The organism is Rhizobium sp. RM, from assembly GCF_013390595.1.
Classification (GTDB): Bacteria; Pseudomonadota; Alphaproteobacteria; order Rhizobiales; family Rhizobiaceae; genus Agrobacterium.
Map to the genome: position 1 here is coordinate 819176 of NZ_JACAWV010000022.1, position 12867 is coordinate 832042.

12 protein-coding genes are annotated in these 12867 nt (G+C 57.4%); 7 read left to right on the forward strand and 5 right to left on the reverse strand.

The window, feature by feature from the left end; translation table 11 throughout:
- Nucleotides 1–22: 22 nt before the first annotated feature.
- The 4 genes from HWX89_RS20570 to HWX89_RS20585 all read right to left on the reverse strand — a co-directional run bounded on the left by HWX89_RS20570 (nt 23) and on the right by HWX89_RS20585 (nt 3601).
- On the reverse strand, nt 23–1204 hold the full coding sequence (locus tag HWX89_RS20570; protein ID WP_138790997.1) for an NAD(P)/FAD-dependent oxidoreductase: 1182 nt from the start codon (nt 1202–1204) through the stop codon (nt 23–25).
- A 105-nt stretch (nt 1205–1309) separates the two neighbouring features.
- Nucleotides 1310–1849: a lytic transglycosylase domain-containing protein gene (locus tag HWX89_RS20575; protein WP_138790998.1), complete on the reverse strand. Its 540-nt coding sequence runs from the start codon at nt 1847–1849 to the stop codon at nt 1310–1312.
- A gap of 247 nt (nt 1850–2096) precedes the next feature.
- Complete coding sequence (locus HWX89_RS20580; RefSeq protein WP_138790999.1) at nt 2097–2864, reverse strand: N-acetylmuramoyl-L-alanine amidase; 768 nt, start codon at nt 2862–2864, stop codon at nt 2097–2099.
- On the reverse strand, nt 2861–3601 hold the full coding sequence (locus HWX89_RS20585; protein WP_178340886.1) for a J domain-containing protein: 741 nt from the start codon (nt 3599–3601) through the stop codon (nt 2861–2863). The genes HWX89_RS20580 and HWX89_RS20585 overlap by 4 nt, the downstream gene beginning before the upstream one ends.
- Before the next feature lie 321 nt (nt 3602–3922).
- Between HWX89_RS20585 and HWX89_RS20590 the strand changes: the two genes are divergently transcribed.
- From HWX89_RS20590 to HWX89_RS20620, 7 genes are all read left to right on the forward strand, one after another.
- Nucleotides 3923–5134 (forward strand): pyrophosphate--fructose-6-phosphate 1-phosphotransferase, encoded by a 1212-nt coding sequence (locus tag HWX89_RS20590; RefSeq protein ID WP_138791000.1) that lies wholly within the window; start codon nt 3923–3925, stop codon nt 5132–5134.
- Nucleotides 5135–5288: 154 nt separating this feature from the next.
- Nucleotides 5289–5924, forward strand: coding sequence for a LysE family translocator (locus HWX89_RS20595; protein ID WP_138791001.1), 636 nt, complete (start codon nt 5289–5291; stop codon nt 5922–5924).
- Nucleotides 5925–6047: 123 nt separating this feature from the next.
- The gene (locus HWX89_RS20600) at nt 6048–7136 is read left to right on the forward strand and encodes a lytic transglycosylase domain-containing protein (RefSeq protein WP_138791002.1); all 1089 of its coding nucleotides are present in this window, start codon (nt 6048–6050) and stop codon (nt 7134–7136) included.
- 153 nt (nt 7137–7289) lie between these two features.
- A complete protein-coding gene (locus tag HWX89_RS20605; protein WP_138791003.1) occupies nt 7290–8540 on the forward strand; it encodes a BtaA family protein in 1251 nt (416 codons plus the stop codon).
- Nucleotides 8537–9253: a class I SAM-dependent methyltransferase gene (locus HWX89_RS20610; protein WP_178340849.1), complete on the forward strand. Its 717-nt coding sequence runs from the start codon at nt 8537–8539 to the stop codon at nt 9251–9253. The genes HWX89_RS20605 and HWX89_RS20610 overlap by 4 nt, the downstream gene beginning before the upstream one ends.
- 126 nt (nt 9254–9379) lie before the next feature.
- Nucleotides 9380–10168, forward strand: a complete 789-nt coding sequence (locus HWX89_RS20615) for a glycoside hydrolase family 25 protein (RefSeq protein ID WP_138791004.1) — start codon at nt 9380–9382, stop codon at nt 10166–10168.
- 113 nt (nt 10169–10281) lie between these two features.
- The gene (locus tag HWX89_RS20620; RefSeq protein ID WP_138791005.1) at nt 10282–11508 is read left to right on the forward strand and encodes a lytic murein transglycosylase; all 1227 of its coding nucleotides are present in this window, start codon (nt 10282–10284) and stop codon (nt 11506–11508) included.
- Nucleotides 11509–11972: 464 nt separating this feature from the next.
- Here HWX89_RS20620 and metF read toward each other — a convergent pair whose 3' ends face one another.
- Nucleotides 11973–12866, reverse strand: coding sequence for a methylenetetrahydrofolate reductase [NAD(P)H] (metF, locus tag HWX89_RS20625; RefSeq protein ID WP_138791006.1), 894 nt, complete (start codon nt 12864–12866; stop codon nt 11973–11975).
- Nucleotide 12867: the final 1 nt, after the last annotated feature.

Genomic DNA, 12867 nt, shown 5'->3' on the forward strand with positions numbered 1-12867 from the left:
CCAGCCGCTTCGCCGTATCAAGTCAGACGAAAACAGGTGACATATTCTGCGCGAAATCTGTCTCCGTCAGCTGGCCATCGACAAGCAGCACGGCGCCGAGGCGGCCGATTTCATCCGACGACTTGGCGGAAACGAAGTTGCCACCAGTCAAAACCGCGATGTTGGAGGATTGTGTATAGCCGATATAGGGATATCCGGTGCGGGTGATTGAAGCGACGCAAGAACCTGATGTTACCGGGCATCCCGCCAACTCCGGCATGAGCGAAACTGCCTTGCGTGTCAGGAAGTCCACCTCGGAAGGCGTTCCGTCCGAATGGAACCAGCCGATCGCCTGCTCAAGCGTCTCCAGCCGCCCCTTTTCGCTTTCGCCGCCGATCTTCAGGTAGACCTTGCCGTCTGGATAGCGCACGGGCGGCAGAATGTAGACGATGTCGTCTTCGCTTTCGGCAAGAACAATCGTCGAGGGCATATAGCGAAAATGCGCCTGCTTTTCATCATCAAGCTCGAAAAAGGCAATGGTTCGGCCCGTGGCAGCCATGTCGACGGGCGTGGGCAACAGCTCGGCCATATTGGTGAAGCCACCCGCTGCAGCAATCACTTTTTCCGCAGTATAAATCGCGCCTTCGCGTGTCGATACTTCCACACCGCTCGAGGTGTCGCGAATACGTGCAGCGGTCTCGCGGATAAGCTCTGCGCCCTGCTGTACGGCGACCGCGCACTGCGCCTTCACCAGCGATCGGGGATTGATGTGCCCTGCGTTTTGCGCTTCGAAATAACCATCGTGATCGGCCGGGAGTGAAAACATCGGAAACCGATTGCCGACTGCATCATGTCCTACCGTCTCGATACCGAGGCCATCGGCGAATGACAGAGCACGCGAGACGTAGGTTCCCGCCAGGCCCTTGCCGTTTCCGGTAAACAGGCATCCGGCTTCGGTGAAGAAGCGGACGCCGCTTTGAGCTTCAAGTCCGGCGTAGCGCGCGATGGAGCGCTTGGCGAGCGCCGCCCAGACAGGATCGCCATCGAAACCTCGGGTAATCCGCGCCTCATCGTAGTGGCTGGAAAAGACACCCTGGTGTGACTTGCGGTCAGCAGGCTCGGCAGGCCCGATCAACGCGACCCCACCTGTTTGAGCCGAGAGATGGCGGGCGGCTGCCGCGCCCATCATGCCTGCACCAACGACGATATATTTGAAGTCTGGCATTTCCGGTTTTCCTGTTTGCCATTGTTGAATAGCAAAGCAATCCAGCCGGAAAAAGCCCTAGTGTTTGAGAGTATTTCCACGACAGAGGAAACACTCTCTCCGTGATCAGCCTTGCAGCAGCGCCTGTACCTTGCCGCAGTAACGCTTGGACACAGGGTTCATGCGCTTGGCACCATGACCCGCATTGTAACGCAGGATCGTGCCACAGACCTCACCCCCACCGAGCTGGTGCGCGGTTGCCAGATACTGCATGCCCCAGCGGATATTGGTTTCCGGGTCGTAAAGAGCCTTTGCGGTGCCGCGAAAGCCCATCATCCGCGCCGTCGCCGGCTTGATCTGCATCAGCCCGACTTCACCGGCGCTGCCGCGAGCCTTTGGATTGAACTTGCTTTCGACGGAAACAACGGCATGCGCCAGATTGACGGGAACGCCATAACGCTTGGCATATTTGACGATCAGATCGGAGTAGTCGTTCTTCAGCGCGGCAGGCAAAACTTTGTCGGGGCTGGGATAACCGGGTTTACGGAAAAAGCTTTCCAGTGGCACGGTCTTGGTCTTCACGTCTTCATCTTTGGCAAAAACGGCCCCTGCCTGCGCAGCGAGCATAATAACGCCCGCGGCGACAGCAACTACAACTCTGTTCATATGCAGAAATAAACTCCAGAACGGATGACTGGCACGATGCAACGGCACAAAAGTCCAGCTTTCGGAAAGTCTATCCAGACCTTCCGTGGTTCAGTCTCCTTGATTGATATTGACGGTCAGTTCCCCTGAAGAACAACACCGCGTCCGGTGCCGTTCTTTAACTTCCTCAATGCGGATTAACTGTGGCACAAGAAAAATGTGACTTTTGGCGAGGCAAAATTTCCAGGAAAATTACAGCAAATGAACTTCAAACGCCGGAGAATCTCGGCAGGCTGGCAATCAGCCTGTGCAGCGTGTCGATCGTTGAAAAATCAGCGATGCCATCGACCAGAGTCGGACGGAAATGCCGCTGGAAAGCAGCCACCGCGCCCTCGGTCTGCTCGCAATAAGCGCCTGTTATTTCAATACCGTATCCATAGATGGAAAGCATGGATTGCAGTGCTTCGACCGGCTGGCCTTGATCACCGCGCTGAAAAAACCGACCTCCGGCGATGGGCGCCGGTGCGACCCAATGGCCGATACCGTTCTGCGACAGGATGTCCCACGGGAATTTTTCACCCGGATCGACCTTGCGGATGGGCGCAACATCCGAGTGTCCGAGCACCCGTTCCGGGGCAATAGACCACCGCTCACCACAATCCCGACACAATTCGACGACTGCTGCGATCTGTTTCTCAGGAAATTCAGGCAATCCGCCTGGATGGCCCTGGTTGACGATTTCGATGCCGATTGAGCGGGAGTTGATATCGCTTTCGCCGCCCCACGTGCTCTTGCCCGCATGCCAGGCGCGTCGATCTTCCGGCACGAGCTGGATCACCCGTCCATCTTCGAAGATGAAATAATGGCTGGAAACCTGGCTTTCGGGATTACACAGCCAGGACAGGGCGCCGTCCGCAGTCGTCATGCCGGTATAGTGGAGAAGGATGATATCCGGCCCACTCACTCCCAGCCGCTCCCCATGGTTCGGCGAAGGCGCAACTGTGGCGCCTTTGAAATCCGGCATAAAATCGGTCATGCGACGCGGCGTTCTTTCTCGATCGCCGCATAAGCGGCATTGAGAGCCGCCATACGCTCATTTGCGGCGGCATGCAATTCCATCGGAACGCCACGGGCAATCAGCTTGTCCGGATGGTGTTCTGCGACCAGAGAACGGTAACGCTTGCGGATATCGGAAAAATCGTCGGAGGGCGAAACACCGAGCACACGGTACGGATCACGCCCGTCCATATGAACATGTCGCGCCATGATCGTTTCGAAATGATCTTCGCTGATATGGAAGATTTCCGCGATACGACCAAGGAAGGCAAGTTCCCGCTCGTGGATCAATCCATCAGCCTTCGCGATATGGAAAAGCCCGTCAATGACGCTTTCCAGCATCTGGCAATTGTCGTTGCCGGAACCGCAAAGGCCAGCCAGCCTTTCGGCATAGGCTTCGAAACCGGCCACATCCTGACGAGCCAGATTGTAAAGACGCGCGACGTTCTTGGCTTCCTCATCGGGAAAGTCGAAGATTTGCCGGAAAGCGCGGACTTCCGCATCATTCACGACGCCGTCAGCCTTCGCCATTTTGGCGGAAAGCGCAATGATGGCGACGGAAAAGGATACTCTGCGACGGGTTTCTGGGTCGCCTTCGAACAAGGTGCGGATCGCTTCGACAACGCGCCCGAGCGCACCACCTGCGGCGTCGCCGATTGCGCCGAGCAGCCGTTCCCACAGGGATGAAATTTGCAAACAGGCGAAATCGATGATCATGGCCATAAGCATGACGGCATATCATCGTGAATGCAATATCTCGCGCGACCTCAAGGCATTAACTTTTATTCATCTTTGCAACAGCTTCGCTTCATCATTTCAGTTGCCGATGGAAAGTTTTCCACAGGCAGCCAAACCCGTCCCGCGCACGGGCCAACGAAGTGCCGATTGAAACGATTATATTCGAAATCGCGCTGCAAGCTCCTGAAAAACCGCAAGAAATCGCCATTTTTCTCCATAAATTCGCTTTACACCTACACGCGCCTGTCGCATCCATTTGCCAGACATAATCATGGACGCGTGCAAACAAGGAGAGTCATGATGGCCAAACAGAAAGTCGCAATGTTGACCGCGGGCGGTCTCGCTCCCTGCCTTTCATCCGCGGTCGGCGGATTGATTGAACGCTACAGCGACATCGCACCCGAAATCGACCTTGTGGCTTATCGCTCCGGTTATCAGGGCGTGCTTCTTGGCGACCGGATCGAGATCACCAAGGATATGCGCGAAAAGGCATACCTGCTGCATCGCTACGGCGGCTCACCCATCGGCAACAGCCGCGTGAAGCTGACGAATGCCGCCGACTGTGCCAAGCGCGGTCTCGTCAAGGAAGGCGAAAATCCGCTGCGCGTTGCAGCCGAGCGTCTCGCCGCAGACGGCGTAACCATTCTGCACACGATCGGCGGTGACGATACCAACACGACGGCAGCCGATCTCGCCGCCTATCTTGGTGCAAACGGTTATAATCTGACCGTCGTCGGCCTGCCCAAAACCGTCGACAACGACGTCGTGCCGATCAAGCAGTCGCTTGGAGCATGGACGGCAGCCGAAGTCGGCGCCTCCTTCTTCGACAATGTCAGCAACGAGCAGAGTGCCGCACCGAAAACATTCGTCATTCACGAAGTCATGGGGCGCCATTGCGGCTGGCTGACAGCGGCCACGGCCCGCGCCTACATCCAGAAGACCAGCGGCAATGAATATGTCGAAGGCCTGATGATGAATTCGCATATGAAGAACATCGACGGCATCTATCTGCCGGAAATGGCCTTTGATATCGAAGCAGAGGCGGAGCGCCTGAAGAAAATCATGGAAAAGAACGGTTATGTAACGCTGTTCGTTTCCGAAGGTGCCGGCCTCGACGCCATCGTCGCCGAACGTGAAGCCGCAGGCGAGGCCGTCAAGCGCGATGCCTTCGGCCACGTCAAGATCGACACGATCAATGTCGGCGGCTGGTTCCAGAAGCAATTCGCAAGCCTGATCGGCGCCGAACGCTCGATGGTGCAGAAATCCGGCTATTACGCCCGCTCCGCGCCTGCCAACGGCAACGACCTTCGCCTGATCCAGAGCATGGTCGATCTGGCCGTCGAAAGTGCACTTAACAAGGTGTCTGGCGTCACCGGCCACGATGAGGAACAGAGCGGCAAACTGCGGACCATCGAGTTTCCACGCATCAAGGGCGGGAAGCATTTCGACATCTCCGCGAAATGGTTCGCAGAAGTCATGGATCATGTCGGCCAGCCGTTCACAGCAGCATGATTTTACGCTACGCTAAAAGAATGCGATGACAGGAAGGGGAGACATGAGACTGAAAATCCCCTCGGTTTTCGCAGGACAAAAAGCGTGGATTCAATGAATTAGAGCGCCAGTTTTGTGTCTTCATCGACACGTGGCGCTCTAAGGAGGAAAGAGAATGTCTGGAGAGGCGTGGCTGATTTTCTGTACAGCGTGTGCCGTCATGTTCGCACTCCCCTCTCCCCTTGCATTCTCTGCCGCCTCTTACTCGGCCATTCGCGGCAAGCGCACGGTGCTGGCCACCGCCACCGGTGGTGCCCTTGGCATCACGACGGCCATGACATTGGCCGCCATTCCGACAGTTGCTTTTGCCTACCTGCCCAAGTCGTTTCTTGAAATCATCGAGTGGGCCGGCATCGGCTGGTTAATGCTGTTCGTCCTGTGGATCATGGCAACGCCTGTCGCCAGAGCCGCGAATGCCGACAATGACAACCTGAGAGGCAAAAAATTCGGTGCCATCTTCAGGGATTGTTTTGCAGTGGCGGCATTTCGCCCACGCTATTTCAGCTTCTTCCTTGCGCTGCTTCCGCAGTTCGTTTCCCAGCCTGCCGACGCGGTTGAAGTGCTTGCGATTGCGCAGAGCGCGGTTTTGATCGCCGCGCTGGTGATACTCGTCGGACAAGCGCTTTTCGCACCCTCGATGCTTGCCCTCATTCGCCGCATGTCAGGCGGCAAAAAGGTCAAGCCGAAGTACCGGACATATTTCATTTCGGGCCGCGCCGTCAGCGCCGGCTACCGGCGAATTGCCGCCTGAAATCGGCGCCGATATCTCACAGCTTGCCGCTATCCTTACAATAGGTTAATGAAAGTTCGACGGGACACAGCCTGCTTCGTTCGACGCGGGGTATCGAAAGACAGGCACAACGAAGGCGGCAGCATGCAAATTTCGGGCAAATTCCGCGGGAAAACGGCGCTTTTCCTGTCTTCCACCGTGGGACTCGCACTGACACTGGCTGGATGCACAAGTGTCGAATACACCGCGAAAGAAGGCCCTGACGGCCCGAAGATCGCGACCGTAGCGCCGAGCGCCGCGACTGGAAATGCCCCTGCAACAGCAACGCCTGAAACGGCTCAGGCGGCCGCACCAGCGGGAACGGCCGCAGCCCCTGCCGCGACCACAGCAACGGCAGACGCAAGCCTGGCGCAACAGCAGCCTGCTCTTCCCAACGTTGCCGCTGTAAAAGGTGGACGTGTTGCCCTTCCCCCGGCGGCCGAAATCGCGGCAGCCGCAGCCATCGCAAACCAGATGCAGCCAACCGCGGAGACGCAGGTTGCGCAGACATCGACGATGCCAGCAGCGCAGACCACAACTGTGGCTCTTGCTCCGACCACAGCAACACCAGCTGTCGCCGCCGTCAATGCCGCCGCACAATCAACACACCCGACCGCCGGCGAGCTGCCACAGGTCGTCGCTGTCAAAGGCAGCTTCCCACCTGCACCACCTCCTCCGGGTTCGCCATCCATCGGCACGGAGTTGACGGCGGAACGCAAGGTTATCCCTCTTCCGAAGCCGGACAGCACTGTACTCGCTTACGCAGCCGGCCCGACCAATGCTGCTCTGGCAGCCGTCAACGCCAGCGGCACCATGACTGCGCCCCTCAACCCGTCGCCAGCCGGCAGGGACAAGCTGAGCGGACTGATCTCGAAATATGCTGCAATGTATCAGGTCCCGGAAGATCTGGTTCACCGCGTCGTACAGCGTGAAAGCCGCTACAATCCCGCCGCCTATAATGGCGGGCATTTCGGCCTCATGCAGATCAAGCATGCCACGGCACGCTCCATGGGCTTCGATGGCCCGGCTTCCGGCCTCTTCGATGCCGAAACCAATTTGCGATACGCGGTAAAGTATCTGCGCGGCGCCTGGCTGGTGGCAGACAACGATCGTGACAATGCGGTCAGGCTCTACGCCCGTGGTTATTATTACGATGCCAAGCGCAAGGGCATGCTGCACGTTCTGCGCAAGTAACGCATCGCACCACAAACGAATTGAAAGGCACTGCATATCTTATGCGGTGCCTTTTTGTTTTGGCGTCAATGCGGCCCTTGGACAACTGCCCCGTCATCAAACTGTAGTCTCACGGCTGTAGACGCCTCTCAATCGAGCGAGAGGTGGAATCATATGACGAGCGCCGCACCGAAAACCGGCTTCAGCAGAAACGTCAAACTCAAATCCGCATTGCTTCAGCACAAGGCTCTGTCAAAAAGTGGCCTCTCCGAACGACTGTTTGGCGTGCTGTTCTCTGGCCTGGTTTATCCGCAGATCTGGGAAGACCCTGAAGTCGACATGGAAGCGATGGAGCTTCGTGACGGCCACAGCATCGTCACCATCGGTTCGGGCGGCTGCAACATGCTGGCGTACCTCTCTCGCAATCCAGAAAGCATCGATGTCGTCGATCTCAATCCGCATCACATTGCGCTCAACAAGTTGAAGCTTGCCGCCTTCCGTCATCTTCCGGCCCACCAGGACGTGGTGAGACACTTCGGCCGCGCCAACACACACGTCAACAGCCAGGGCTTCGACCGCTTCATTGCCCCGCATCTCGACGACACCACCAAGGCCTACTGGTCCAAACGCACGATCTCCGGGCGGCGGCGCATTGCGGTCTTCGACCGAAACATCTATCGCACCGGCCTTCTTGGCCGCTTTATCGGCGCGGGCCATCTGATGGCCCGCCTGCATGGCGTCAAGCTGACGGAAATGGCAAACAGCCGCACGATGGAAGAGCAGCGCCAGTTCTTTGACAGCAAGGTCGCGCCGCTGTTCGACAAACCTGTCGTGCGCTGGCTGACGAAGCGGAAAAGCTCGCTTTTTGGCCTCGGCATTCCCCCACGCCAGTATGACGAACTTGCCAGCCTTTCCTCCAACGGCACGATCGCCGCCGTTCTGCGCGAGCGGCTGGAAAAGCTCGCCTGCGATTTCCCCCTGAGCGACAACTACTTTGCCTGGCAGGCATTTGCCCGCCGATACCCGGAACCGCATGAGGGCGCGCTGCCTGCCTATCTGAAGCCGGAATATTACGAAGCGATCCGCAACAACGCCGCACGCGTTTCGGTTCATCACGAAACCTACACGGAGCTTCTGGGGCGAAAGCACGCCGGCAGCGTCGATCGCTATATCCTGCTCGACGCACAGGACTGGATGACCGATACACAATTAAATGAGTTGTGGTCGCAGATCAGCCGCACGGCGGCACCAGACGCACGCGTCATATTCCGCACCGCTGCCGAGAAAAGCGTGATCGAAGGGCGTCTGCCCCCCGACATCCGCAAACAGTGGGCCTATCTGGGAGACCGCTCGAAAGAACTCAATGCCAGAGATCGCTCCGCCATCTATGGCGGTTTCCACATCTATCAGAGGGCTTCGGCATGAAAACCATCGGCGAGAATGTCAGCCTTGCAGACACGGCCCATGCGGGCCTGATGGATCGCATGTACCGCCACCAGAGGCACATCTACGATCTTACCCGAAAATATTATCTATTGGGACGCGACAGGACGATCGCTGCCCTCGATATCCCCGAAGGCGGCTCGCTGCTTGAGGTGGGCTGTGGCACCGGGCGCAATCTGCTGCTTGCAAACCGCATTTTTCCGCAAGCGCGTTTGTTCGGTCTCGATATTTCCGCCGAGATGCTGGCAACGGCGTCGGACAATTTTGCCGGAAAAAAGCAGCGCCCTCATTTGCGCGTCGCCGATGCGACGGCGTTCAGAGCAAGCGAATTTGGTGAAGCCGATGGCTTTGATCGGGTGATGATTTCCTATTCGCTGTCGATGATACCGGATTGGGAAAAGGCGGTTGACCGGGCATTGTCAGCGCTCGCCCCGGGCGGCTCGCTACACATCGTCGACTTCGGCCAACAGGAGCAGCTTCCGCGCTGGTTCCGCTCCCTGTTGAAGGCATGGCTCACGCGTTTCCACGTCACACCGCGCGCCAACCTGCGCTACGTGCTTGCCAACATGGCCGGAAGCCATGGCGCAATGCTACAGTTCGAGGAAATCGCACGCGGTTACGCATGGCGCGCCGTCATCACTCTTCCGGTTGCCGAACCACAGAAAAAAGCCAGCCGTATTCTCGAAGACGCATGATCTGAGGCCGAAAACGGGCCTGCCCCTCTTGCCATAACCGCTTGTTTACCATGTTATGGTTAAACAGGGAGAGGTGGCGCGCATGGCGTGGCTGCCTGACGGGAAACGACATTTTTCAGGGTTTCAATGCGGTTACGGTTATCGGCGATACTCTCGGCCTTGCTGCTGGTGAGCGGCTGCACCTCCACGAGCTACGATCTGCTTGAGACGGCATCGGTCGCCAAACCGAAATTTGTCGACACGGACCCGCAGGATTTCGGTGTCAACAACCCGCATCGTCATGAAGTTCACGGCATCGACGTGTCGAAGTGGAATGGCAGCGTAGACTGGCAGACAGTTCGCAAATCTGGCGTATCCTTCGTTTTCGTAAAGGCAACGGAGGGCTCCGACCGCATCGATCCGAAATTCGATGATCACTGGCGCAATGCCGCGGCTGCGGGCATCGCCCATGCCCCCTATCATTTCTACTATTTCTGCTCCACGGCCGATGCACAGGCGGACTGGTTCATCCGAAACGTTCCAAAGGGTGCGGTCACATTGCCACCCGTTCTCGATGTCGAGTGGAACCCCGCCTCGCCCACCTGCAAGACGCGCCCGGCGCCCGCAGTCGTCCGCTCGGAGATGCAGCGCTTCCTCGATCGTATCGAAGCCCATTACGGCAAGCGCCCGATCATCTATACATCGGTCGACTTCCATCGCGACAATCTGGTCGGCCAGTTCAAGAACTATCATTTCTGGGTCCGCTCCGTCGCGGCCCACCCGGCCAAGATTTATGAAGACCGCCAATGGGCGTTCTGGCAATACACCGCCACGGGCGTGGTACCTGGCGTCACAGGCCCAACAGACATCAACGTCTTCTCCGGAACGGAGAAAAACTGGCGTAAATGGGTCGCTGAAGCAAATAACAACGGCTAAGAAGCAACACTTTGTAAAAAACCGCGTTCTGACGTGTGCATTGAAGCAACTGCCCGTTTTTTTGTCACAAACATAGAGGTAAAGCGGGCAAACAATCCATTGAGGACGTTCCTATGCCCACTTTCCGGTCGCGCGGTATCCTTTTTGCCGCGGCTCTGTCTCTTCTGTCTGCCGGTTCGGCTTTTGCCGTTACGCCTGTGGCGTCGCCTGACGATCCGAAGCAGGTCGCTTGTGGCGGTGATCTTGCCGCATTCCTGCAAGGCGTAAAAGCCGAAGCCATGGCAAAGGGCGTCCCGGCCGAAGCCGTGGACAAGGCGCTTGCAGGCGCGCAGATCGACCAGAAAGTTCTTTCCCGTGACCGTGCCCAGGGCGTGTTCCGTCAGACCTTCCTTGAGTTTTCCCAGCGCACCGTCAGCCAGGCCCGCCTCGATATTGGCCGCAAGAAGCTTCAGGAACTCTCTTCCACCTTTGCACGCGCCGAAAACGAGTTCGGTGTACCTGCTGGTGTGATTGCAGCGTTCTGGGCGATGGAAACTGACTTTGGCGCTGTGCAGGGCGATTTCAACACCCGCAATGCTCTCGTCACCCTGTCGCATGACTGCCGCCGCCCGGAACTGTTCCGTCCGCAGCTCATTGCCCTGACCGAGATGGTTCAGCACGGCGATCTCGACCCGGCGACGAACACCGGCGCTTGGGCTGGCGAGATCGGCCAGGTTCAGATGCTTCCCAAAGATATCATCGCATTCGGCGTTGATGGCGATGGTGACGGCCACGTCAACGTCAAAAGCAGCGCTCCTGACGCGATTTTGACGGCCGCGAAATTTATCCAGCATCTCGGCTTCAAGAAAGGCGAGCCATGGATTCAGGAAGTTTCCCTGCCTGAGAACCTGCCATGGGAAAAATCGGGCCTCGGCGGCCCTCTGACCGCCGGTGACTGGTTCGCACTCGGTGTCACGCCAAGGGACGGCAACAAGAATTTTGCCAATCTGCCTGCCTCCCTGATCATGCCACAGGGCCGCAAGGGGCCGACCTTCATCACCTACCCGAACTTCAATATTTACCTCGAGTGGAACCAGTCGTTCATCTACACGACCTCCGCCGCGTACTTCGCCACGCGCCTGATGGGCCTTCCTGTCTACGACAAGGGCAACCCGGATCCGGGCTTTGACGATGCCACCATGAAGCAGCTTCAGAGCAAGCTCGAAGCCAACGGACACAACGTCGGCAAGGTGGATGGCATTCTCGGTTCAGGCACCCGCGTTGCAATCCAGAAGGAGCAGCAGCGCCTCGGATTGCCGGCCGACGGCTGGCCCACGGCAGCGCTTCTGGAAGCCCTTTAATCTGTCTTAACGGCGGGTTCTGGCCATTAATGCATGAGCCGGAAACAAGGCGAAAACTGTTAATCTCTACCGGATGACTGGGGATAAGACCCCGGTCATTTACTTTTTTTAAAGATATGAAGCATTGCGTGAGTTGAAAATAAAATCACATTTTCAATTACTTACGGAATTCGGAATTTTTCCGACCCAAATTCCGTGCTGCACCGCATCACAGAAACCGCTTTTCAACTGCCACGAAACCGTCATAATGTCTTCTTGTCAGCAACAGGAGGCACCCATGGGACTTACAAAATCTCTTAATGCCTTGGCAGTCGGTTTAGCGTTTCTGTTCGTGACGATGATGCTTTTCATCTAACGAGGAGAGCGGACGGAACGCAAGTGAAGCCGCATTCGATGACACAGTTTAAAAAAAGCGCAGGTTCAGCAGAACCTGCGCTTTTTTCTTGTCTTGTTATGTCGAAAACTCAAGCCGCGCTGCGACGCAATCTCTGCATGCCGAGGTTTTCGAGAACAGCATTGACGAGCGGCGCACGGTTCATCGTGTAAAGATGGAATTCATGGATACCGCGCTTTTGCAGATCGGCAATCTGCTCGGCTGCCACCTCTCCTGCCACCCTTGCGCGGCCTTCCGGGTCCTGGTCGTATCCGGCAAAGCGGTCGTCCAGGAATGACGGGACGCTCGTCCCGCAACGTCCTGCGAACCGCTTGAGCTGCGTCAGGTTCTGGATAGGCATGATACCTGGCACCACCGGAATGGTGATTCCTGCAGCGGTCACACGCTCCATGTAACGCTCGAATACGTCGTTATCGAAGAAGAACTGGGTCAGAGCGCGGGTCGCACCGTTATCGGCTTTGCGCTTCAGCATATCGATGTCGACCGCCTCGCTGGCGCTCTCCGGATGTTTTTCGGGATAAGCCGACACCGAGATTTCGAAGTCACCGATCTCGCGAAGCCCTTTTACCAACGCTGCCGCGTTCTCGTAGCCTTCCGGATGGGGTGTGTATGCCGTGCCGATACCGGTAGAAGGGTCGCCGCGCAGCGCCACGAAATGCTTTACGCCGGCATTCGTGAACTCTTCAATGACCTGGTGTACCTCATCGCGGCTTGCATCGACGCAGGTCAGATGCGCAGCCGTGGCCAGGCGACTGTCGCCGATCATCCGCCGCACCGCATCCAGCGTCGGCGCCTTGGTCGATCCGCCGGCACCATAGGTGACAGAAACGAAGTCCGGGTCCCAGGTCTGAAGCTCTGCCACAGTTTCCCAAAGCTGGGCTTCCATGTCCGGGTTCTTGGGCGGAAAAAATTCGAAAGACAACCGGATATCGCCGTCGCGGCCTGCGGTGTTCGTTCTGGTCATG